Origin of the sequence: Promicromonospora iranensis, from assembly GCF_028994775.1 — a bacterium.
Taxonomy (GTDB): Bacteria; Actinomycetota; Actinomycetes; order Actinomycetales; family Cellulomonadaceae; genus Promicromonospora; species Promicromonospora iranensis_A.
The window spans coordinates 21862-44218 of the sequence record NZ_JAJQMN010000005.1; the positions used below are offsets into that span (position 1 = coordinate 21862).

Below are 22357 nucleotides of genomic sequence, written 5' to 3' on the forward strand. Positions count from 1 at the left end.
ATACCCGCTCACCACCACTTGGAGAGAAGTCATGGTGCATGTCGTACCCGTAACGCGCCCGTCGGATTCCGCGGAGGACAGGTGGAGCGGGCGGCTGGTCCGCTGGTTGGTGATCCTCGTCGGAGCGAACCTGCTGGGGGACGCGGTCGTCGTCGCTCCGCTTCTGGTACTGCCCGACATGATGCAGCACTTCGAGACCGATCAGGCGGCGTGGCTCAGCTCGACCGCGATGCTGGCGGGTGCGATGTGGGCGCCGTTGCTCGGGCGCACCGCCGACATCCGCGGCAAGCGCCGGATCCTCGTCGTCACCATGCTCGTCACGTTCGCGGGCTCGCTGGTCTGCTTGGTCGCGCCGAACGTCGTCATCTTCGTGCTCGGGCGGTTCCTGCAGGGGGCGGCCATGGGGGCGGTGCTGCTCTCGGTGGCAATCACTCGCCAGCTCTGCACTCCGCGGGTCGGTATGACGGCCGTCGGGGTCGTGACCACAGGTGCGTCGGTCCTGGGGATCCCCATGATTCTCCTGCTGAGCCCGGTGATCGACCAGTTCGGCTACCGGAGCGTGTTCCTACTGGCCGCTGTTCTCGCGGCGGTCTGCGCCGTCACCATCCGGCTGTTCATCCCGGAGCCGCCGATCCGCTCCAGCGGATCGGTCGACGTCGTCGGGGCACTGCTGCTCGGGTCCGGACTGATCGCCGTACTCGGATACGTCAGCATGGCGCCGGACCTGGGGTGGACGAACGTGGGCATGCTGGCCACGCTGATCGCCGGCGTCGCCGCGCTGGCAGGCGGAGTGCGGCACGTGCTGCGGGTCGCCGAGCCGATCGTCGACCTGCGTCGGCTCACTGCCCCGATGGCGTTGACGCTCGGAGCGATGGCACTCGCGTCCGGGGCAGTGCAGAGCCTGCTGCAGCTGCAGAGCCTCGTCGCGGAGGTGCCGCCCGAGCTGGGGCTGGGTTACGGCATCGGCGGCGGTGATGCGGTCATCTTGATCCTTGTACTGTCCGCGCTCGGCATCATGATCGGTGGCCCGGTGTCCGGCGTGCTCTCATCGCGGATCGGCCCGGCGTCCACACTGCTCGGCGGGATCGTGGTCGGCCTGCTGGCCACGATCGGGATGCTCGTGGGGGTCTCGGTGCTCCCGGCCGGGCTCGTCTGCGCCACCCTGCTCGGCGTGGCCGTCGGCGCGAGCATCGCCTCCGGCTTCAACCTCGTGACCGCCATCGCACCGCCCGAGCACCACGGCGTGACCGGCAGCCTGGTGCCGGTCGTGCTCTGCGTCGTGTCGGTCGCCCTCAACGTGGTCGGCGTGATGGTGCTCAATGCGACGTCCACCGACACGCTTGTCGCGGGGATTCCCGCGAACTCCCTGACGGGGGTGCAGCTATACATCCTGATGTCCGGCGCGGCGCTCGTCGTCGCGACGGTGATGGCAACGCTGCTGGTGCGCAGGCACCGGTAGGCCGCTCAGCTCCCGAGTCGGGCAGCGAGCCCTTCCAGGACGATGTCGAGGTGCCGTTCGAACCGCTGGTCGCCGTCATCCTGGAGGTGTCCGGCCTCCTTGACCAGTGACGCGCCTTCGCCGAGCCAGGCGTCGCGCTGAGTGGTGGAGTAGCGCGTCGGATCGGTCTCGGCGGCTTGGCGTCGTTCCTGTTCCTCGATGACGAAGCCGACGACGAAGGCAGTGACCACGTCGACGGCGTCGTCGGCGTCGGCGGGCTTCCAACCTGATGCGGTCCAGCGTTCGAACAACGGCTCCTTCATGCGGACCACGTCCGGCTCGGTGATCCGGGTGCCGCTGAAGACACGGGCCCCGTCGCGGTGGAGCAGGTACTCCGAACGCAGGACGCGGGCGTAGGCGGTGAGGTCGTCGCGCCAGCCGGTGCCGGGCTGGACCGCGGCGAAGGCGGCGGTCACGCGGCGCATGACCTCGGTGGCCATCTCGTCGAGCAGCTCCTGCTTGTTGCGCACGTGCCAGTAGAGGGCGGGAGCGCGGACACCCAGCCGGGTGGCGAGCGCTCGGACGGTGAGGCCGTCGATGCCCTGGTCGTCGAGGAGCTCCAGCGCTGCCGCCACGATCAGTTCTCGGGTGATGCCCTTGGTCATGGATGACACCTTAACGGTGTTCAGAGGCGCTCACTGCAACAGTAAGCATCGGCTGAGGAACAAAAGTTGGGCGGCAGGTCCCTGAACCAGGAACCTGCCGCCCGACCTCGAACCCCTGTACCGGCGTCCCTGTCACCGTGCCGTCACGGACGGGACCGGGGCCGCAGAGGCGGCGAACCGCGCTGTCATCCGGCGGTGGACGATCTTGCGGATCGCCTCCAGGACGACCGAGCGCAGCACGTCGACCGCACGGTTGGACGGGACGAACCGCTGTTGCTTCATCCGTGCGGAGCGCTGCTGCCTGGTGATGTAGGGACGCAGTCCCTTCTCCCAGGAGTTCAGTGCGGCGGCGAGGTCGTCGGGGTTCTCCCGCAGTGCCACGCCCAGTGCGGCGCCGCCGCGCAGCGAGGACGAGGAGCCCATGGCCGAGTAGGTGTTCATGCACCAGGCGGCGTCCCCCACCAGCACGACCCGCCCGGCGCTCCAGCGGGGCATCTTCACCTGGTGTATCGAGTCGAACACGTGCTCAGGGGCCTGCTCCAGGGAGTCCAGGACGTGGCGCACCACGGGGTCGTCCTCCATCCCGGCGAAGACCGCGCGCACCTGCTCGATCGACTCCCCGGCGAACCGGTCCGGGATGTCCTCGGTGCGGTAGGTCAGCCAGGCGCAGGGGGCGTGGTCGTCGAGACCGAACACCCACATCGCACGCCTGGGGCGCGCGACGATGATGCTGTCGCTCTCCTGGTACGTAGGCACCTGTTCCTTGAGCTGGAACGCGCAGATCATCGCCTTCCAGTTCACCATGTAGTCCTCGTCCGGACCGAACATCATCCGGCGCATGCTCGATCGCATCCCGTCCGCGCCGACCACGAGGTCGAAGTCCTCGCGGTACTGCTTTCCGGTGCCGGCGTCCTCGAGCAGGACCTGCACGCCATCGGTGCCCTCGGTGATCTCGACCGGGGTGGTCGCGAACCGGACCTCGACGGAGTCCCCGGTCCCGTCGCCGCTGATGCTCTGCCACAACGCGGCCTCGATGTCGCCACGCAGCACCGCCGCCTGCCCGCTGGGCACGTCCAGCAGTCCCAGGGCAGGCTTCCGCCTGCCCCGACGGTCCACCGACCACGAGTTCCCGCCCGGCCTCCAGTCCGGGTTACGGGTGTGCAGATGGTCGGCGATCCCCAGGTCGGCAGCGGCCTGCACGCCCTCCGGGAACAAGAAGATGAAGTAGCCCCCCGTTCGACGCTCGGCCGCCCGTTCGACGACCACCGGCGTCCATCCCGCACGTCGCAGCCCGATCGCCGCGGACATTCCCGCGATCCCGAGCCCCACCACCAGCGCTCTCTTCTGCATGGCTCTCTCCTCTCCGGTCACGCTCAGCTGGAACATGTCTGTCCGAGCACCGGCTCAGTCCGGTACGACGACGGCGCGGCTGCGGCCGGTGTGCGCCCACGCCTCGCCGACCCGGCTCAGCGGGAACGCCGTGTAGGGCAGCTGCAGGGAACCGTCCGCGAAGCGGGCCATGACCTCGGGGGCCTCGGCGAGCATCTCCTCGGCGGACCGCGATCCGACGCCGCTCCCGGTGATCCGGATCCGCCGGCTGCGCAGGAGGTCCGCGGGCAGTGACGCCTCCAGGCCCGCGAGCGACCCGATCTGCACGTAGGCCGTGTTCGCCTCGGTGTCCTCGCCGCTGCGCCCCAGCACCGCGAAGGTGGCCTCGGCGACCGGTCCCCACAGGTAGTCCAGCACGAGGCCGGGTGATGTCTCGGACATGGCATCGGCCAGGGCCTTCGTCGGGTCGTCGGAGTCGGCATGGGCCAGCGACACGGTCGTCGCTCCCACGGCGCGCAGCCGTTCCAGCGCCTCCGGGTCGCGTCCGGCGGCGATGACCCGCTCCGCCCCGAGCGCCAGCGCCCCCTGCACGGCAAGGCTGCCCGAGCTCCCCGTGGCGCCCAGCACCAGCACGGTGCCCAGCGACCCCATCTCCTTGCGCCGCGCGGTGAGGACCATCCAGCCCGACAGGCCGGGGTTCATGCCCGCGGCGATCGCGAGCGGATCTGCCCCCGCCGGAACCTCGACCTGGAAGGGAGCGACCAGCCGCTCGGCCATCGTCCCGAAGGGCGGACGCGCGTAGCCGGTGTAGACCAGGCGCCCGTCGCTGGTGCGAGCGACCGCGTCGATGCCCGGCACCAGCGGATACGTCATCTGTCCGCGGCCGTAGTGCTGGCCGGTGGCCAGCCCGCGAACGATGTTGTGCAGGCCGGCTCCGACAAGGTGCAGCGGCTCCTCACCAGGCGGGACGGTCGGCTCGGGGAATTCACCGCAGGTGGGTGACGCATCGGGGGCGGTGACGACAGCAGCGCGCATCGGGTTCTCCTTAACTAAGTTCAATGATGCGCCCAGTGTCATTGAACAGCGTTAAGTTGTCAACCATGGCTGCTCGACCACCCGCCGGCACGATGTGCCACCGCAGAGGGGTCAGGCGGCTTCGACGACGTCGACCATCCGGTCGAGGGCCCGTTGCATGTAGCGGCGCCACAGGGGCCGGAACGGGCCTGCGAGGATGAGCCGGCGGCCGCGTAGCGGCTTGAACTCATAGGTCCAGCGGATTGAGCTGCCGTCGCCGTCGGGCAGGAAGGACCACTCGCCTCGGACCCCCGCGGCGAGACGACCGAGGACGTTGGTGAACCCGGTCAGCTCGTAGGCGAAGCCGTGCCCAGCGACGTACTCGGTGAGGCGCTCGGTGGCCTGGGAGCCGTCGCCGAAGGTGGGGTTCCGCGACGGGCCGGCGTGGTCCCACGACTGTGTCTGGTTCCGGACCTCGGTGACCCCCGGGAAGGGGAACACCGGGTGGAAGACGGTGGTGAGGTCGATGGGGGCGATGACGTCGAACGCCTGGCGGGGCGCGGCCGTCGTACGGGCGAAGACGGTCACCGGGACCGTCGTGTCAGAGCGGGTGATGAGTGGAGCGACTGTGGCGTTCATGGGTTCAGTCTTGGCTGTGCGGGCAGCGCCAGCCAGAACCTTCGTCGTCCCTAGGTCTGCCAGTACCACTCACGCGTGGACGTCGGCCAGCAACGCTGTCATGCGCCCGTGCGCCGGTAGGCGGGGTGCACCATGACGTCCTGGACGTACACCTCGTCGGGGTCCTCCTGTTCGTCGAGGCGTGCTTGCCGGGCTCGCTCAGGGACAGGAGCTCAGTGCACGCTGATCGCGTCCAGCCGGTGCGTTCCCCCGTTCAGGAACACGTTGACGCCCTGGACCGTGCCGACGAGCGCCTGGCACTCCTCCGTCAGCGTGGTCAGGTCGACCACCACCTCACCAGGCTCCTGCACCCAGCCGGCCTGGCCCGTCTCGCACCAGGTCCAGTCGGGACCGAGCTGTAGCGCCACCTTGGTGTCGAAGCCGGTGGTCCCTGCCACATCGAGCCGGAGCTCGGTGCGGCCGGTGAGGTCGATGCCGCCGGGCCCGGACAACCAGGCGCCGTCGGTCCCGGCCTCGACGGTCAGGATGCCGCCGGACGCGCTCGCCGTCCCGTCCGACCAGCTGGGCACGGCCCAGCCCTGGTCTCCGGCCTCGAAGTCGGCGATCACGGCCGGCTGAAGCGGCGACGGCAGTGCGTCGAACCGGAACAGCATCGCGGTGAGCGCGGACCGCTTCACGGTGTGGCCTACCCCGAACGACGTCGACGACGGCGCCGGCACCACCCCCGTCTCCACCGCCCACGCGACGGCCTCGGCGGAGGCGGCCGGGACGTCGCTGTACACCGTGGTGACGTCCGTGGCGGGCGAGCCGTAGAGGCGCCAGAACGCCTCGGCGACGGCCAGCTTCGTGGCCCCGGCGCGGGGCGCGGCCGGGGTGGTGACGTCGCCCTCCGGGTCGTACGCCCGCAGGAGGGCAGCGAGCTCGCCCGCCTTGACGGCGCGCGTCGGGTAGAAGCGGCCGCCGCTGTCTCCCCAGCGCACGGCCTCGGCAAGACCTTCCTCGGCGAGCCACTCGATCGCCTCGTACTCGGCCATCGTGCGCGGTGTGTCGCGGAAGACAGGCGGCGGTGGGGTGCCGGGCACGGCCTTCAGGTCGTCGACGACGATCGCGCCGGAGGACGCACCGCCGTCGGCGGCGTTGACGTACACGTTGAACTGGCTGACGTTCTCAAGGTCCTCCTGTGTGATCCGGCGGTCGGCGTTGCCGGTGTCCCAGGGAGCCGGGCGCCAGTCGGAGAACGGGATGGTCGCCACGTACGGGGCATCGCCCGCGAGCGAGGGGTATGCCTCGTACGAGACGCCGCCCGCGACGAGCTGGAGCACGAGCTTGTTTCCCGACGCGTCCGGGTCCACCCAGAGCGAGAAGTCCCAGTTGCCCGACCAGTCGGCGCCGACCTGGCGACCCACGCCGGTGTACGACTGGTTCGCGAAGTCGTAGGCGAGGCGCATCGCGTTGTCGCCCGACCCGACGGAGCCGCCCGCGGCGGCCCGCTCGAGCGTGATGGTGTTGGCGTTGTACTGCACGTACTCGGCGCGCAGCGCGGTGTGGTCGCCGTAGCCCTCGAAATCGTCCATCACGCCGGGCGGGAAGACGGGCTCGGGGCCGAGCACCACCGCCGACGGCACCGTCACCTCGCCCTCCGCTGTGACGACGCGGAGGGTGAGGGCGCGGGTCGAGTTGCCGAGCTCCTCGGCGGGGATCGCCCACTCGCCGGTCCACCACAGCTCGCCCGCGGCGGGCGGGGTGAGCTCGACCTCGCCCACGGCGCCGCCCACGGTCACGGAGGCTCGCTCGACGTCGACGCCGGAGATCGTGGCGCGCAGCGTCGTCGGCCCGGACGCTACGCGCGAGCCGTCCGACGGCGACGCGAGGTGCGCCACGGGAGCCGCGGCCACGGGCTCGGTGACGGCGTCGAAGGCACCCTCCACCTCGTCCGCGAAGTACGTGTACGGGTCGGCATGGAACGCCTGGAAGTCGGGCAGCATCTCGCCCTCGGTGGGCGTCCACGGCGCGTTCGAGCCGCCGAAGTTGGCCCACGTGAGCATCCACGCGGTCCGGGAGGCGCGCGGGTCGGCCTCGATCGCCGCGAGCAGGTCGGTGAACCAGGAGGTGTTGAGGTTCTCGCCGTCGGGCTTCATGCCACCCGTCGGGCCGGTCTCGGTGAAGGCGCTGACCTTGCCGCGCTCGTCGGCGAGGTCGGCGATCATGCCCAGGTCCGCCACGACGGTGGCGAGGCGGGCCGGCGACGCGCCCGAGTCGTCGTAGTAGTCGTAGCCGAGCACGTCGACGAAGTCGTCGCCCGGGTAGGTACGCAGGTACGTCTCGGCGTCACCGCCGAAGGTGCCGTTGGGCGACCAGGAGTAGAGCAGGTTGTCGACGCCCTTGACGTCGCGCAGGTACTCCACGGTGAACCGGAAGAGCTCCTTGAACTCGCCGGGTGTGCCGAAGGCGGCGCCCCACCAGAACCACGAGCCGGTGTTCTCGTGCCAGGGCCGGAACACGATCGGGATGCGGTTCCCGTCGGCGTCACGGGCGTTGTCAGCCGCCAGCGCCACGAGGTCGAGGTACGCGCGCAGCTCGGCGTTGTGGGTGCCGCCGGGGAGGACGGCGCGCAGCGTGTCGCCCGAGGTGTCGTAGAAGTCGCCGCCCGTGACCACGTTCTCCATGTGCATCGCCAGGGTGCTGATGCCGCCGAGGTCGTGCGCCTCCCGGATGCCTCGTGCGAGGAGCAGGGCGTTCTCCTCGCGAGGTCCGCCGTAGACGCCGGGCGGGACGTTCCCCTCGATGACGAGGGTGTCGAAGCCGAAGACGGCTGGGTGGTCACCCGTCGCGGCCAGCACGTCCGACGAGACGCCGTCCCGCGTGGTGAAGGTCTCGCCGACGTCGGTCGTGTGCTGGTGGCCGAACAGGATGCCCTGGCCGCGCACGTCGCGCAGGTAGGCGAAGAGGCTTCGGGTCTCGGCGGTCGCCTCGGCGTCGACCAGGTCGACGACCGGGTCGGTGATCGGCACGGGCTCGGCCGCGGCGGTCGTCGCGAGCGGCACGCCGAGGCCGGTCACGGCGAGGGCGATCACGGCGAGGGCGGCCAGCCCCGCGAGCAGCCTGCGTGCGGTCGTCGGCGTGGCACGGGTCCGTCCGTGTTGTGCGGTCGAGGCCGGCGCGGCCGGGCGAGGGTCACGTGCTCGGGCAGAAGGGCTCAACGCTGAACCTCCGGTCACCTCGCGGACAGGCGTCGGCGCCGGCCGCAGATGGGATGGGACCGGCCCAACGTAGCGCCGAGGACGCACCCAGGTCAGTGGCTGACGCAGTTCCGAATCGTTTAACTGATCGCTTCAGAATGAGGTGAACCGCATAGGTGCCACACACCCGGGAGGACGGCGGTCTGGTTCCGGTGAATGACCGCCCCGAAACTGATCGTGCAGGAGCCGCCCGGCGCCGTCTGACGCCCACTCGGCCTGCATCAGCGCACTTCGCGCATCACCCACCGATCAATGTGCAGTCATTTCCGAGGAGCGAACAATGAGCATTACCAACACGGACATCGCGCGATGGAACTCCCAGGCCCTCGGTGAAATCGTTGCGAACGATGCGGGACGTCCCATCCTGTTCACCAACGCCCGCATCCTGACGATGGATCCGCTGATCGGGACCATGACCGGTGCTGACATCCTGTTCGTCGGCTCGCTGATCGTGGCGGTCGGTCCGTCCCTGTTCACCGCGGCGGAGGACGACAACGCGATCGTCGTCGATGCCACCGGCATGACCGTCGTCCCGGCCGTCGTGGACGCCGTCGCACTGGCCGGCGGCCGCGGTGAACGCGCGCAGTACGTCGCGACGCTGACCCCGGGCAACGCCAGCGACCTGCTGGTGGTACCCGAGGAGCTCGCCGCCGACGTGCCGAGCGCCCTGGCCGTCCTCATGTCCCGACCGGACCAGGTCCGCGCACTGATCGCGGCCGGCCGTCCTGTGCTGTGGGCCGGCAGCGACGCCCCGGGCAGGGCCACAGCACCCGCCCCAGGCGTGCCAGCCTCCCCGGACCTGACCGGCAGCCCGCGGGTCGGCGTCTGGATCGACCAGGACGATTTCCTGCACCAGGAACTCACCGCCGACGGCCGCTACGACGAGACGCGGGGCGGGCGGCCGCACGCCTACCAGGGCCGGTACTGGATCGACGGCGACCGGATCGACTACCTGGACGACCTCGGCTTCTGGGCCGTGGGCTACTTCCGCGGGGACGAGCTGCACCACGTCGGCTACGTCATGCACCTGGGCTGAGACCTCGCACCGTCCCGGTCTGACGACATCCGGAACAGGGGCACCGCGCGCTTCCGCAGCGCGCGGTGCCCCGAGAGCCGTCCGGTCCGGTTCAGATGAGCTTGGCCGAGAGCGTGATCGTCGTTCCCGAAAGAGCTCTACTGACTGGGCAGTTGGCCTTGGCGTCCTGCGCCGCGATGACGAACGCGTCGTTGTCGATGCCGGAGACGGTGCCCTCGACGGTGAGATGGATACCGGTGACACCCTCGCCGGGCCGGAACGTGACATCGGCGGACACCGCGAGCCGGGTGGGCGCCGTGCCCGCCCCTTCGAGGCCGTGCGTCAGGGCCATGGCGAAGCAGCTCGAATGAGCCGCGGCGATCAGCTCCTCCGGGCTGGTCTTGCCCTCCGCCTGCTCGGCGCGCGAGGGCCAGGACACCGGCTGGTCACCGATGCCGGAGGAGTCGAAGGTGGCGATGCCGCCTCCGTTCAGCAGGCCGCCTTCCCAGACGGTGTGCGCTGAGCGCGTGGTTGCCATGATGAGTCCGTTTCTCTGCGGTGCGTGGAAAGGAGCGGTGGAGGCCCGATGTTCCGGCCGCCGGGTGGTGGTTGTTCGTCACGAGCAGCTGGTGCCGTCCTTCGGGACCGACCCCTTGAGCAAGTACTTGTCGACGACGCGGGTCAGACAGTCGTTGACGCCGTAGGTGCCGTGTCCCTCGCCATCGACGGTGAGATGTATACCGACTCCCTCGCCCAGTTCGTCCGCCATCTTCTCGGCTCCCTCGTAGGGGGTGGCGGGATCACCGGTGTTGCCGATGACGAGGACGGGGCCTGCGCCGTCGGCCGAGACGTCGATGGTGGGGGCATGGCCCTCCACGGGCCAGCCGGCGCACTGCAGCAGACCCCAGGCCATCCAGTCGCCGAACACGCCGGACGCCTTGCGGAACGCGGGAAGATGCCGGTGCACGTCGGCGGCGGTGTAGCGGTCCTTGTAGTCGGCGCAGTTCACCGCGGTGTTGGCGTCGTTGATGTTGGAGTACCCGTCCTCCAGGAAGGCACGTTCGTTGAGCATGTCGGAGAGCCACAGCAGCACGGTGCCGTTCCCCTTCTCGGTCTCGGTCAGCGCGTCCCTGAGGATCGCCCAGCTCTCCTCGCCGTAGAGGGCGGCGGCGATGCCGTTGAGGGCCAGGCTCTGGGTGAGGGGGCGATCGAACTCGGTGGGCAAGGGACGCTTGTCCAGGCGCTCGATCAGTGCGACGACCTCCTTCTCGCCTTGAGCGGGGTCCTTGCCCTCGAAGAAGCACGAGTCGTGCTTCGGGCAGTCCTTGAGGAAGTTCCGCAGTGCGCTCTGGAACCCCTCGGCCTGACCGAGTCCACCGGCGAGAAAGTTCTCGGTGGGGTCGACGACGGCGTCGAAGACAAAGCGTCCGACGTTGTCCGGAAAGAGGTGGGCGTAGACGCCACCGAGCTGCGTCCCGTAGGAGATGCCGAAGTAGTTCAGTTTCGCGTCGCCCAGCACCTGACGCATCAGCTCCATGTCACGTGCGGCCTCCTGGGTGCCGACGTGCTCCAGAACCGCGCCCGAGTTGCTTTCACAGGACCGGGCGTAGGCACGTGCCCCACGCACGTAGCTCTCTTCTTCCGCCGCGTCGTCCGGAGTCGAGTCGCCCGCCAGCCGCGCGTCCATGGCCTTCGTGTCCAGGCACTGCACGCCGGCGCTGTTCCCGACCCCGCGCGGGTCGAAGGAGACCAGGTCGTAGCTCCGGTGCAGCTTCATGTAGTCGTCGCCGGCGATGAGGGGGAGCGTCGAGACCCCGGAGCCACCGGGGCCGCCGAAGTTGAAGAGCAGGGATCCGATGCGCTTCTCGCCGGGGCCCGGGGCGGCTGCTGCCCTGACGAGGGCGAGGTCGATGGTCTTGCCGTCGGGGTTCGCGTAGTCCAGCGGCACCTTGACGGTTGCGCACTGCCACGTCGTACCGTCTGGCAGCTTCTCGGGCTTGTCACCGCCGCCCTGGGCTCTGGACGGAGCAGAGCACGCGGTCCAGCGTGGCTCCTGTTCGGTGAGGGTACGGGGCACCGGGGGTGGGCCCGAGGCTCCGTCGGCGCCGGGAGTGCAGGCCGTGAGCCCGGCGGCGAGTACGGCGAGCGATGCCAGGATGGCGACGGCTCGGGACGAGAGGTGATGAGGAGACATGCTTCTGCCGATCTGACGTCGCAGCGGGGGAAGAAAGGGTGAGCGCTCGTAGCTCGATGTCCTGGTGCTACTGGGAGTGCCGACGCGACGAGCGCGGCGAACACGACGCTCATGCTGTTCCGCGAGACGGGTCGGGCTCGTGGTCCTCGGGCAGCGCGGCCTGGAGCCCGCGACGGGCGTCCCGCTTCCTGCGCTTGTCGTACAGGATGCTGACGATCCCGGCTCCGGTCGCGATCAGCGGGAGCGACAGGGCCCAGTCCATGACGGCTCGGGTCCGATGTCGCCCAGCGCCGTGTCGTGGATCAGGAAGGCGGCGAGGGGGTGGACCGCGAGCGCCACGAGCACGTACGCCCAGAGGGGCAGCTCGTTGCGGACGGTGACGAAGACCATGGCGAGGAACACGATGCCGAGGACGACCAGGGTGGCTGCGAGGATCATGGCTGCGAGTCTGTCGGGATCGTCGCCGCAGGGCGTCGGTCGGCAGACGGACTTCTTTCTCTATCTCCGGGTGGAGACGAGCACCGCCTGAGGTGCAGTTATGCTCGGGGCCGACATGGAGACGACACGGGCCTGGTTGTTGCCGGGGATCGTCGCGGCCACCCAGCTGTTCACGCTGCTCCTGGCTCCGTCGGTGGGTCTACCCGCGCCGGGTCCGGTGTCGCTGATCGGTGTGCTGACCGCCGCGGCCATCGAGCTCGTCGCGCTCGGGCGACGCCGTAGCGAACCGGTCCAGGCACTGGTCGGGACTTTGGTGGCGGCTCTGATCGGGTCGTTGACCGGACCCGACCACTTCCTGGACATCGGTGCGCTGATCGCCCTGTACTCCGTGGCGGTCCGTCGCAGCACGAGAGTGACGGTGGCGTGGACCGCCGTCGCCGTGGTGTGCGAGTGGGCGCGAGAGACTGCCGGGCTGCAGGGCGCTCCGGTGATCTCGTTCGTCTTCGGGTATGCGATCACCGCCGTGCTGTATGTCGCGTGCTCCGGCCTGGGACAGGCCCGCCGGTGGTGGCTGGCGGAGCGCGAGGTGGCGGCACGGCGACTGGGCGTGGCGCAGGACGACCGCCATCGGGTCGCCCACAGCGAACGTCACCGGCTGGCCAGAGAGCTGCACGACGTCAGCGCCCACCATCTGACCTCCGTGGTGATCACGGTGGATGCGGCCAGCAGGCTCAGGCACGAGCGCCCGGAGCTCGTCGCCGAGGCGCTGTCGCTCGCCGAGCGCTCCGGTCAGGAGGCGCTGCGAACGCTCCACCGGCTGGTGGCGCTGATGGGCGAAGGGGAGCGGCCGGACCCTCGGCCGATGACCGGACGTATCCAGGACGTGGTGGCGGCCTTCAGCCGGTTGGGGCGGCCGATCGTGATGGACCTGCCGCCCGACCTGGCCGGCCCGCCAGCCGAGGCGGTCTTCGGGATCGTGCGCGAGGCCATGACGAACGCCCTCCGGTACGCAACCGGGGCCGCGGTGTGGCTCCGGGTGCGACGCACCGACGGCGCGCTCGAGCTGACGGTGCACAACGACGCACCGCGGGGTATGGGGCGGAGCCCGGCGGCCGGGCTCGGCTCGGGGCGCGGCATCGAGGGGATGCGGGAGCGGGCGGCGGCCGTGGGCGGCCGACTGAGTGCCGGGCCAGACGCGACGGGCGGGTGGACGGTGAAGGCGCTCCTGCCGGACACCGCCGGACCGTCGGGGCATGCCGCCCCCGCTCGCCGGCGCGATCTCGTGGCCGAACAACGGTTGACCGACGGGGCGCTGTTCGTCGTCGCCGCGGGACTGCCCCCGGTGACTCTGCTCGCGGCAGCCGAGGACGGGTCGACGCCGGTCGGGCCCGCGTTCGGCGTGACCATGGTTGTGCTGAGCGTGCTCCACGCCCTGCCCCTGGTCTGGCGTCGCCGCGTTCCGTGGCTCGTGCTGTGGGCCGTGGCGGCCACCGCGTGGTTGTGGCCGCTGGCCCGCGACGCCGGGCTGCTGCCGTCGGTCTGGACGGCCTACCTGCACTTCGCGGCGCTCGCTGAGGTCTTCGCGGTCTACGCGCTCGCCGTGTACGGGCGTGGTGTCCGGACCTGGCCGGCGATTCTCGTGGCGGCCTGCGGGCTGGCCGGTGCGCTGACGGCCACTGGCGCCGTCGACGGGTCGCTCTCCGGCGAGGACGCCTCGGTGGCCGCCGTGTCGGAGGCGGTCGTGGTGCTGACGATCATGGGCGGGGTGGTACTGGCTCTCGTGTGGGTCGCGGGCCTGGCCGTGCGCAGGAGGCGGCTACGGGTCGTGCTGCGCGAGGAGGAGGAGATCACCGGGTCCGAGCAGGAGGCCGCCGACGCCGTCGCCGCCGAGCGCAGGCGGATCGCCAACGGGCTGCAGGAGGCGGTGCTGCACCGGACCGCGGCCGTGTCGGAGCTGGCCGGCCGGGGTGAGCTGGACGCCGTTGCCGTCGCGGCCAGGTCAGCGCTGGAGGCGATGCGGGAGCTCCTGCACCGTCTGCGCGAGACCGCGCCGGAAGACGGGCAGCCACGTCGGCCGGGGGATCCGGACCGTGCCGATACGCTGCGGGTGTCCGGTCCGACGACATTTCGCGGCGAGCTCTCGGGCGGGGGCCCGGAGCAGGGCTGAACGGGCGGGTCAAACCGGTAGGCCAGGTGAAGGGGGTGCCGTCATCGCTGTACGCGTGCTGGTCGTCGACGACCAGGCAGTGGTGCGTGCGGGATTCGCGGCGATCGTCGACGCGGAGCCCGACCTCGCCGTCGTCGGAGAGGCCGGTGACGGCTCCGCCGCGCTCCGGCTGGCCGAGCAGACGGCGCCGGACATCGTGCTGATGGACATTCGGATGCCCGGCATGGACGGCCTGACCGCGACGCGGCTGATCGCCGATCTGGTCAGCCGGCCCAGGATCCTCGTGCTGAGTACCTTCGACCTGGACGCGTACGTGTACGAGGCCCTGCGGGCCGGGGCGTCCGGCTTCCTGCTCAAGGACTGTCGGCCGGACGATCTCCTGGCGGCGATCCGGGTGGTGGCCGCGGGGGAGGGGGTCCTCGCCCCGGCCGTCACGCGCCGCCTGATCGGGACGTTCGCGCAGGGTGCGCCGGTGCCGCCCGGGGTGAGCGGCGCGCTGGAGCGCTTGACGTCCCGGGAGCACGAGGTACTGCTGCTCATCGCCTCCGGTCTGACGAACGCGGAGATCGGTGAGCGCCTCGGCGTCACGGTGGGCACCGTGAAGTCGCACGTCAACGCCCTGCTGGCCAAGCTCGAGCTGCGCGATCGGGTGCAGGCCACGATCCTGGCCTACGAGATCGGGCTCGTCCGGCCCCGCGGCACCGTCGACCAGTGACGCGCGCGGAAGCGAGCAGCAAGCACGCGGGTGACCGCCGCTGACGAGGTCGCGTCGTCCACCACGTGTGCACGGGCGCAGGAGCTGAGTCCCGGGATCGGCCGCCGGCCTCCTCAGCTGAGCGCGTCGGAGCGGCCGGCTTCGATACGGGACCACTGGGCGATGGGTCGTCCGTTCGTCCTCCAATGGTGGTGGCCGGGTTCCTCGCTCCAGGGCTGAGGCCAGCCCTCGGGCGAGTCCTCCCAGGTCTCCTGGCGTCCGTAGACGGTCATGTCCAGCAGTCCGTGGGTGGGGGTCATGACCTCGACACCGCGACCACCGGTGTAGTAGGTCTCGAACACCCGATCACCGTCGCGGACGTAGCAGACGAGGTGGTGAACCTGCCAGTCGCGACCCTCCAGGAGCTGTGCCGCAGTCTTCTCGGCCGAGTACCACGGCATGTCCAGACCCATGAAGTCGCGGTAGCGGACGCTCTCCTCGTACGGGCCTTTACAGAGGGTGGCGTACGTGATGTCGCGGGAGTGGAGGTAGGACAGCTCGCGTACCTGGCAGTTGAAGAACGTGCAGCCCTCGCACTGCTCCGCGGCGGGCCGGCCGGGCCACCAGGCGTGGAAGTACGCGATGAGCTGCTTGCGGCCCTCGAAGACGTCGAGGATCGTGATCGGCCCGTCAGGACCGATCACCTCGATGCCGGCGTCGACCTCCACCATCGGCAGCCGCCGTCGCGCCGCTGCGATCGCGTCCCCTTCGCGGGTGTGCGCCTTCTCGCGTGCGAACAGCGCGTCCCGCGCCTCCTGCCAGGTCTTTCTGTCGACCACGGGCGGGAGGGCCGGGTCGGGTGTTTGGTCGTTCATGATCGGCCTCCGAACAGGTGGGCCAGTGAGCTCCACTGGCCACGGGTACCTACGGCGTGTTGCGTCATCCATCGTCTCCCGTCGCCCCAGGGCGCGTCTCCAGAACCTCGCACACCCGCTCACGGCCGCAGATCCGCCCGGTGACGTATTCCCGCCTACGCCCTTCGCCGTACACACTCACATCCGCCGTATCGAGCCGGCTCGGTGACGGGCGAGTGCAGGGCGCAACGGTCGCACGCGTCCAACCAGGGTGCAGATAAGGCTGAAGGCCAAGAGTCGCACCACGGGGGACGTGGTGTGCGGCGCAGTAATCGGTCCACGATCGGCTCCGCAGGAGCTGGTGGCCGGGCTCCCGGTCGACGGCGCCCTGCACGTCGTGGGCCGTTCTGCTCCGCTCCAGCCGACGGCGCGTCGAGCATTGGCTCCCTCGCTCCGGCTGACCACGTCAGAGATCTGGTCAGCCGCGTCCATGACGCCCGCCGGGGCGGCGCCGCATCGTGAGCGTCGGCGCCTTGCTCGCCGTCCGCACCCGGGCGCTCCCGAAGGACGCCGACGATCAGGCGCAAGCTGTCGAGCGTCTCCTTACCCTGGGCCCTGATCGAGCCAAGCGTCGACGTCGCGCTGGTCGAGGGTGCGCTGCGCGTTCATCCGCCAAGGTCAGGGGCATGACACATGTCATGGGCGGGGTGCGCGAAGCATCCGGAAGGCGGTGACAGTCCGGCACTTCTGGGCGGAGCTCGCGAGCGGTGGACTGGAGTCAGCACCGGGGACCACCCCGACGCCCACCGCCGGCCACGACCGCAGGAGCACAGCATGGACCTCGTCGAAATCCTCCAGAACCTCCTCGGGCAGGTGCCCGAGCTCGTCCAGCCGCTCATCGTCGCGGTCGCCGGTGCCATCCCCTTCATCGAGGGCGAGGGCGGCGTCGCGATCGGCATCCTCGGCGGCATCAACCCGGTCGTCGCCGCCATCGCCGCGATGGCCGGCAACTTCCTCGTCGTGACCGTGCTCGTGCTGCTCGGCTCCGGCGCCCGCAACGCCGTCGTGACCCGGCACCGCGAAAAGGTCCTGACCCGCGACGGCGCCCCGGCACGCGCCGGGTCCACGCTGGAAGTACCGCCGGGCGCAAGGTCCGACGACACCCGCAGCGCCGCGCGCCGGGCGAAGTTCCAGCGCGCCTACGAACGCTACGGCGTCCCCGGCGTGAGCCTGCTCGGTCCGCTCCTGCTGCCCACCCACTTCACGGCCACCATGCTCGCCGCTTCCGGCGTCGGCAAGGCCCGCATCCTGATCTGGCAGGCCATCGCCATCATCGCCTGGACCACACTGACCGCTCTCGTCATCAGCGGCGTCCTCGGTGCCGTCCGATGAGCCGATCGGTGGTTCCGGCCGGGTCCGTCCCCGAAGGTGTGCCCTACCACCTGGTACTGATGGGGGAGAGACGCCGCATCGGCCGTGGCATCCTCGCGATCGTGCTGCTGCACGCAGGCCTGCTGGGTTTCGGTGCCGCCTTCGCGCAGCTCGGGGGTCAGATCGACCTCCTGCTCGGGCGGGACAGCGTCGTGACGGGCGGGACCGAGTTCACACCGGTCACCATGGCCACCACGTTCGCGTCCACGGCGCTGCTGATTCCGTGGAGCATGCTCATCCAGCGCTGGCTGTACGGCGTCAAGGGCAGCTCGCTGCACTCCGTGCTCCAGGTGTTCCGACCTGCGGTCCTTGGCCGTGCGGTCCTGTTCCTCGCGCCGGTCTGGGCGGTCTACATGACGGTTCTCGCCGTCCTGGAACCGTCACCAGCAGGAAGCTGGACGGTCGCCGATCTGCTGTTCATGTTCGCGGTCACGATCGTCGTCGTGCCGCTGCAGACCGCGGGGGAGGAGTACGGCTACCGCGGACTGATCTTCCGGGTCGCCGCGAGCTGGGGACGCGGACCACGCTCCGCGCTCGTCCTGGGCGTCGTCGTCTCGGCCGTGCTGTTCGCCACGATCCACCTGTCCACGGACGTCTGGCTGAACGTTCAGTTCCTGGCGGTGGGCGTGGCGTTCGCGCTCATCACCTGGCGCACCGGTGGTCTCGAGACCGCCGTCGTGCTGCACGCCGCCAACAACGTCTTCGGGCTCCTGCTGGCTCTGGTGCTGCACGCGGACCTCGGTGCCTCGACGGACCGCTCGTCCGGCGTGGGCTCGATCGTCTTCGTGATCCCGGTCGTGCTGCTGGCGATCATCACCTCGGTGGTCTGGTACCGCACCCGCCACGACGGACCGCCGCTCACTCCCGCGCGTGCGCCGGACCATAGGCCACTGGGCTGACGCCGGATGCGCCGATCGACTGACAACGGTCGTCCTAGGAGGACCCACATGAACGAGCACGCAGCGGTAACCAACCCCGGCGACGAGACCATCGGGAGGCGCGACCTACGGCGCCGCGTCGGCTGGCGGGAGGTGGGGCTGGCGTTCCTGGTAGCGCTGGTCCTGTACGGGATCGGGATGGCGGCCATCTGGTCCGTGCCGGACGACCGCTCAGAGCTGGCCGGCATCGTCCAGTACGCCGTGTCGGGGCTGGCGCCGCTGGGCGCGTTCGCCGCCGTGCTGTGGTTTCGCGTCCGGGATCCTCGTGCGCTCGGACTGCGTCGCGTGGCTGGGAGGTGGGTGCTGATCTCGATCGGGGCCGGGATCGGGGTGATCCTGCTCAACATCCTGGTGACCATCGTCGTGATCACTCTGACCGGGCCGCCCAGCAACCTCCAGGCCGACTATCAGGCCGCTGCATCTGGAGGGGCGCTCTCCCTGATCGTCGTCATCGCCGTGGGGGCTGTCCTGACGCCCATCGGGGAAGAGTTCCTGTTCCGCGGTGTTCTTGCGACGGCCCTGGACCGGTACGGCCCGTGGATCGCGGTACTGGTCAGCTCCTCGGTCTTCGCCGCCGCCCACGGGGTCAACTACATCCTGCCCGTCGCCTTCGTCGTCGGCGTCGTGGCCGTGCTGCTGCTGCGCAGGACCGGGTCGGTCTGGCCCGGTGTCATCGTGCACGCCATCAACAACGCCTACTCGATCATCGTCCCGGCGATCCTGGCGGCCGCATCATGAGCTCACTCGACGGCATGCCCGGTCAGGGAACCCAACGGCGGGGAGGCATCGATGCGGGGCGTCTGCTGATCGATAGACAGTTTCTATCGTCCGGCGTCGGGACAAGTCTTGGACGCCTGCCGGACGCCCGCCATAGCGTCGTGCCACGCCACGTGAAGGGCTCCGGCCCATTTCGTCGACGCCAGTTCGTCGTGCCCGGAACATGTGGCGGTCGGCGTGGCCGACGGGCCGGGTTCGCCTCCAACACACCGAGCGCATCAGCCCCGACCAGCTCTGAGCCTGCCCTCCTCGTGGCCTTCAACCTATGACAGAGAAGGAATCATCGTGACGCGTACCGCAAAGGTCGGACTCGACGCCCTGCTCACCCCCGACGTCTCGGTATTGCAACCATCGCCCACAACGACGAGAGGCGGCCGTGTCACTTTCCTCGCGAATATTGGCAGTGCCTCCCCTGGAATGCATGGATCGAGTGCGCGACGCTGAGCGGAACTGGACTCGGAGCGCGCCCACCACCTCAAATGCACCTGGCTCCTCGATAGTGTCCGCGTCTGACGACAAGAGCCATACCGACCTCGCGTCCACCCATTAAGAACAGAGAGAGAACATGATGGAACACCCCATCACACCTGTCGAGTATCACCGTGGGCTGGTGAGCGACAAACGCCGTATCGGGCGAGGCATCCTCGCAATTACCCTCCTCCTCGGAGGAATGCAGATCTTCATCTTTGGGTTCGTCATCATCGCGACCCTCATCGATTCGGCGATCGGCACCGAGGCCAGGGCGGGGTACACCCCGCTCGTCAACGTCGCGGGTGCGTTCTCAGTGGCTCTTCTGATCCCGTGGAGCATGCTGATCCAGCGCTGGCTCTACGGCGTGCGCGGCGGGTCGCTGTCGTCGGTGCTGTCGCACTTCCGCTTCGACGTCTTCGGCCGTGCCGTCGTGGTCCTCCTGCCGGTGATCGTCGTCTTCCAGATCGTGTATTACTGGACGCCTTTGCCACAGACGACCTGGTCGTGGCACGACACCCTGCTTCTCGCCGCCACGGCACTCGCCGTGACACCGTTCCAGGCCGCCGGCGAGGAATACGGCTTCCGCGGTCTCATCCTCCGCGTCGTCGGCAGCTGGACGCGCAGCGCTCGCCTCGGACTCGTGCTCGCCATCATCATCTCGAGCGTGCTCTTCGCACTGGTCCACGTCTCGACGAGCGGGCTGCTGAACCTCTGGTACATCGTCTTCGCCGTCGGCACCGCGTGGATCACCTGGCGTACCGGCGGGCTCGAGATCGCCGTCGTGCTCCATGCGGTCTACAACGCCACGCAGTTCGTCCTCGACGCCGCGTTCCAGGTGGACCCGACCGTGGCTACCGACCGCACCGCCGCCGCGATCGACCTGAGCGTCCTCATCCCTGTTCCGCTCGTCATCGGCGCCGTCGTCGTCGTGGCGATCCGTACGCGACGCAGAGGGACAGTTCTGACGCCGGAGGCGGCAGGGGCTCCTGCGCAGACCGCGACTGTCCGGTCGGGAGCCGAACAGTGACCGGGCCCGCAGGGCAGGGCTGGGCCACTCCTCTTGACGCCGGTGACGCAGGGGTCGCGCTGCCTGGGACGCTGGCAGAACGCCCGTTCGGCGTCCACTTTCGGATGGCGCGCTGGAAGTCCCTGGTCGTCCTGATCGCAATCCCGGCGATGCTGTTTCTGGTCCAGATCATCGTGTTCCAACCGGTCGTCCTGATCGAAGGCCCGGCAGACCCGAACAAGCCCACGCTCTCACCGCTCACGATCGTTGCTACGGGCCTCAGCACCGCCATCACTGCGTTCCTCTCGACGGTGCTGGTCGCGAAGATGGCGAAGGTGCCGTGGCGGGCGGTGTTCCGGCACAAGCGCACCTTCGACTGGCGCCGCTTGGGTATCTATCTCCTGGGGTCGGCGGGCGTGGTCGGCCTGGGCGTCCTTGCGACGGTGTTGATCGCGCCAGGGTCGAACGGGTGGGGAGCCTTCGAGGTCGGGGCGACCACCGTCGCCGTCCTTGTCGCCACCCTTCTCGCCACCCCGTTGCAGTCGGCAGGTGAGGAGATCGCCTTCCGCGGGGCGGTCATTCCCGCCGCCAGTTCCTGGTTCCGTAGCACCCGACTCGCCATCGTGTTCGGCATCCTCGTCTCCGGAGCGCTCTTCGCAGCGGTCCACGTGTCCCTGGACCCGTGGCTCGTCAGCTATCTGTTCGTCTTCTCGGCGTGCACAGCGATCATGGGCCTGATCAGCGGCGGTCTGGAAGCTGCGATGGCCTTCCATGTCTCCAACAACGTTCTCGTCGGTATCTTGAACGCCCTCTTCGCAGGAGGTGGCGCGTCGGTGATCGACCGTGGCGCCGGCTCCGGGCCGGGCGCCTCCCTCGTCATCCTCATGGTGATGAACGTTCTGGCTGTTGTCATGGTCTGGCTCGTGGAGCGCGCCAAACGTTCGAACTCGACGGCGCCGACGCCCGGGAACCGCTGAGAGCACTCGAGCTCCGTGGGCCCGTGGGCTCTGACGTGAGCAATCGACTCAGTACCGGAGCCGCCGGAAACGAGAGGAAAGATCGACATGACCGTGCCGATGGTTGGCAGGCCACGCCGAGACCGTCGCGCTCGATCTGAAGGAGATCCGCGCCGACGTCTACCTGAACTCGTGGACGGAGGCGTGCGGCACGACCGTGTCCCATGTGGAGGACTACGCGAATGCCCAGGTGTACGCCAACCTCTCCGTCGACGGCACCCTGTACAACTTCGTCGGAACAATCACGGAGCTGGCGGACATCCCCGTCGCCGACAGCGCCCTCGGAAGCGACAAGGCCGAGCGCAATACCGAGATCGTGCTCACCGCGATGCGGGAGCTCTTCGCCGAGAAGGTCCTCACCGCGGCGGACGGTCATGTGGCAGAGCCGTATGCGCAGCGCAGGCCTCAGATGCCCGATGGTCTGGAGGCGCTGTACTCCGCCGCGCCGGGCCTGCGGGGATTCTCCTGGGACCTGCAGCGCACCGCGGCACAGGGTGATCTCGTGTTTACCCACAGCATCGTCCGTGGCTGGGCGCCTGGTCCGGTAGTGATCGTCGACATCTTCCGCCTGGAGAGTGGTCGCATCGTGCAGCACTGGGACGTCGTGCAGGACCTCGTCCCGGCCGGGTCGACGGCCGGTGGCCGCCCATGGCGTGAAATCAGTACATCCCCGCCCGCAACAAGAGGAGCACAGCGATGAACGATCAGAACCAGCAAGAAGTGACCGTCCGCGACAACCCCGACGAGAGCCGCTTCGACATCTTCGTCGAAGGCACCCACGCCGGGCTCTCCGCGTACAAGGACTTCGGCGAGACACAGCGCATCTTCTACCACACGGTGGTCTTCGACGAGTTCAAGGGCCGAGGTCTGGCCGGCACCCTCACTCGCGCCGCGCTGAGCACCAGCGTGCAGGCGGGACACCGCATCGTCGCCGTCTGCCCCTACGTCAAGAAGTGGCTCTCCACGCACGACGACTTCGACGACGCGACCGACCCCCTCGGCCGGGAGCACCTGCGCGCCCTGCGCTGAACC

At 69.5% G+C, this 22357-nt stretch carries 21 protein-coding genes; 11 read left to right on the forward strand and 10 right to left on the reverse strand.

The genetic code is table 11. The annotated features are described in order from the left end of the window. Window positions 1-31 precede the first annotated feature (31 nt). A complete protein-coding gene (locus LUU90_RS10000) occupies window positions 32-1459 on the forward strand; it encodes an MFS transporter (RefSeq protein WP_275003271.1) in 1428 nt (475 codons plus the stop codon). A gap of 5 nt (window positions 1460-1464) precedes the next feature. Here the strand turns inward: LUU90_RS10000 and LUU90_RS10005 are convergent, their stop codons facing one another. The 5 genes from LUU90_RS10005 to LUU90_RS10025 form a co-directional block, all read right to left on the reverse strand. Continuing rightward, a complete protein-coding gene (locus LUU90_RS10005) occupies window positions 1465-2103 on the reverse strand; it encodes a TetR/AcrR family transcriptional regulator C-terminal domain-containing protein (protein WP_275003272.1) in 639 nt (212 codons plus the stop codon). A gap of 132 nt (window positions 2104-2235) precedes the next feature. After that, window positions 2236-3453, reverse strand: a complete 1218-nt coding sequence (locus tag LUU90_RS10010; protein ID WP_275003273.1) for an FAD-dependent monooxygenase — start codon at window positions 3451-3453, stop codon at window positions 2236-2238. 54 nt (window positions 3454-3507) lie between these two features. Beyond that, window positions 3508-4467 carry a quinone oxidoreductase family protein gene (locus LUU90_RS10015; RefSeq protein ID WP_275003274.1) on the reverse strand — a complete coding sequence of 320 codons (960 nt, stop codon included), beginning with the start codon at window positions 4465-4467 and terminating at the stop codon, window positions 3508-3510. Window positions 4468-4578: 111 nt separating this feature from the next. After that, window positions 4579-5085, reverse strand: a complete 507-nt coding sequence (locus LUU90_RS10020) for an SRPBCC family protein (protein WP_275003275.1) — start codon at window positions 5083-5085, stop codon at window positions 4579-4581. 212 nt (window positions 5086-5297) lie between these two features. After that, window positions 5298-8285: a glycosyl hydrolase gene (locus LUU90_RS10025; RefSeq protein ID WP_275003276.1), complete on the reverse strand. Its 2988-nt coding sequence runs from the start codon at window positions 8283-8285 to the stop codon at window positions 5298-5300. Window positions 8286-8604: 319 nt separating this feature from the next. Here LUU90_RS10025 and LUU90_RS10030 point away from each other — a divergent pair, with 319 nt between their 5' ends. Next, entirely contained in the window at window positions 8605-9360 is a 756-nt protein-coding gene (locus LUU90_RS10030) for an Atu4866 domain-containing protein (protein ID WP_275003277.1), read from the forward strand. A 91-nt stretch (window positions 9361-9451) separates the two neighbouring features. On the opposite strand, the gene LUU90_RS10035 is transcribed toward LUU90_RS10030, so the two are convergent. From LUU90_RS10035 to LUU90_RS10050, 4 genes are all read right to left on the reverse strand, one after another. Next, on the reverse strand, window positions 9452-9877 hold the full coding sequence (locus LUU90_RS10035) for an OsmC family peroxiredoxin (RefSeq protein ID WP_275003278.1): 426 nt from the start codon (window positions 9875-9877) through the stop codon (window positions 9452-9454). Between the two features lie 78 nt (window positions 9878-9955). Further along, on the reverse strand, window positions 9956-11533 hold the full coding sequence (locus LUU90_RS10040; protein WP_275003279.1) for an alpha/beta hydrolase: 1578 nt from the start codon (window positions 11531-11533) through the stop codon (window positions 9956-9958). A gap of 109 nt (window positions 11534-11642) precedes the next feature. Then, entirely contained in the window at window positions 11643-11795 is a 153-nt protein-coding gene (locus LUU90_RS10045; protein WP_275003280.1) for a hypothetical protein, read from the reverse strand. Next, the gene (locus LUU90_RS10050) at window positions 11768-11971 is read right to left on the reverse strand and encodes a hypothetical protein (RefSeq protein WP_275003281.1); all 204 of its coding nucleotides are present in this window, start codon (window positions 11969-11971) and stop codon (window positions 11768-11770) included. The genes LUU90_RS10045 and LUU90_RS10050 overlap by 28 nt, the downstream gene beginning before the upstream one ends. 115 nt (window positions 11972-12086) lie before the next feature. Here LUU90_RS10050 and LUU90_RS10055 point away from each other — a divergent pair, with 115 nt between their 5' ends. Both LUU90_RS10055 and LUU90_RS10060 read left to right on the forward strand, forming a co-directional pair. Further along, window positions 12087-14138: a sensor histidine kinase gene (locus LUU90_RS10055; protein WP_275003282.1), complete on the forward strand. Its 2052-nt coding sequence runs from the start codon at window positions 12087-12089 to the stop codon at window positions 14136-14138. A gap of 55 nt (window positions 14139-14193) precedes the next feature. Beyond that, window positions 14194-14853 (forward strand): response regulator, encoded by a 660-nt coding sequence (locus LUU90_RS10060; RefSeq protein ID WP_275003283.1) that lies wholly within the window; start codon window positions 14194-14196, stop codon window positions 14851-14853. A gap of 113 nt (window positions 14854-14966) precedes the next feature. On the opposite strand, the gene LUU90_RS10065 is transcribed toward LUU90_RS10060, so the two are convergent. Then, window positions 14967-15707 carry a DUF899 family protein gene (locus LUU90_RS10065; protein WP_275003284.1) on the reverse strand — a complete coding sequence of 247 codons (741 nt, stop codon included), beginning with the start codon at window positions 15705-15707 and terminating at the stop codon, window positions 14967-14969. A gap of 813 nt (window positions 15708-16520) precedes the next feature. Here LUU90_RS10065 and LUU90_RS10070 point away from each other — a divergent pair. The 7 genes from LUU90_RS10070 (at window position 16521) to LUU90_RS10100 (ending at window position 22354) form a co-directional block, all read left to right on the forward strand. Further along, entirely contained in the window at window positions 16521-17078 is a 558-nt protein-coding gene (locus LUU90_RS10070; protein WP_275003285.1) for a small multidrug efflux protein, read from the forward strand. Beyond that, on the forward strand, window positions 17075-18016 hold the full coding sequence (locus tag LUU90_RS10075) for a CPBP family intramembrane glutamic endopeptidase (RefSeq protein ID WP_275003286.1): 942 nt from the start codon (window positions 17075-17077) through the stop codon (window positions 18014-18016). The genes LUU90_RS10070 and LUU90_RS10075 overlap by 4 nt, the downstream gene beginning before the upstream one ends. A gap of 48 nt (window positions 18017-18064) precedes the next feature. Next, entirely contained in the window at window positions 18065-18793 is a 729-nt protein-coding gene (locus LUU90_RS10080; RefSeq protein WP_275003287.1) for a CPBP family intramembrane glutamic endopeptidase, read from the forward strand. Between the two features lie 709 nt (window positions 18794-19502). After that, a complete protein-coding gene (locus tag LUU90_RS10085; protein WP_275003288.1) occupies window positions 19503-20330 on the forward strand; it encodes a CPBP family intramembrane glutamic endopeptidase in 828 nt (275 codons plus the stop codon). Then, window positions 20327-21286: a CPBP family intramembrane glutamic endopeptidase gene (locus LUU90_RS10090; protein ID WP_275003289.1), complete on the forward strand. Its 960-nt coding sequence runs from the start codon at window positions 20327-20329 to the stop codon at window positions 21284-21286. The genes LUU90_RS10085 and LUU90_RS10090 overlap by 4 nt, the downstream gene beginning before the upstream one ends. Before the next feature lie 103 nt (window positions 21287-21389). Beyond that, window positions 21390-22025: a nuclear transport factor 2 family protein gene (locus LUU90_RS10095; RefSeq protein ID WP_275003290.1), complete on the forward strand. Its 636-nt coding sequence runs from the start codon at window positions 21390-21392 to the stop codon at window positions 22023-22025. Further along, window positions 22022-22354 (forward strand): GNAT family N-acetyltransferase, encoded by a 333-nt coding sequence (locus LUU90_RS10100; protein ID WP_275003291.1) that lies wholly within the window; start codon window positions 22022-22024, stop codon window positions 22352-22354. The genes LUU90_RS10095 and LUU90_RS10100 overlap by 4 nt, the downstream gene beginning before the upstream one ends. Window positions 22355-22357 lie beyond the last annotated feature (3 nt).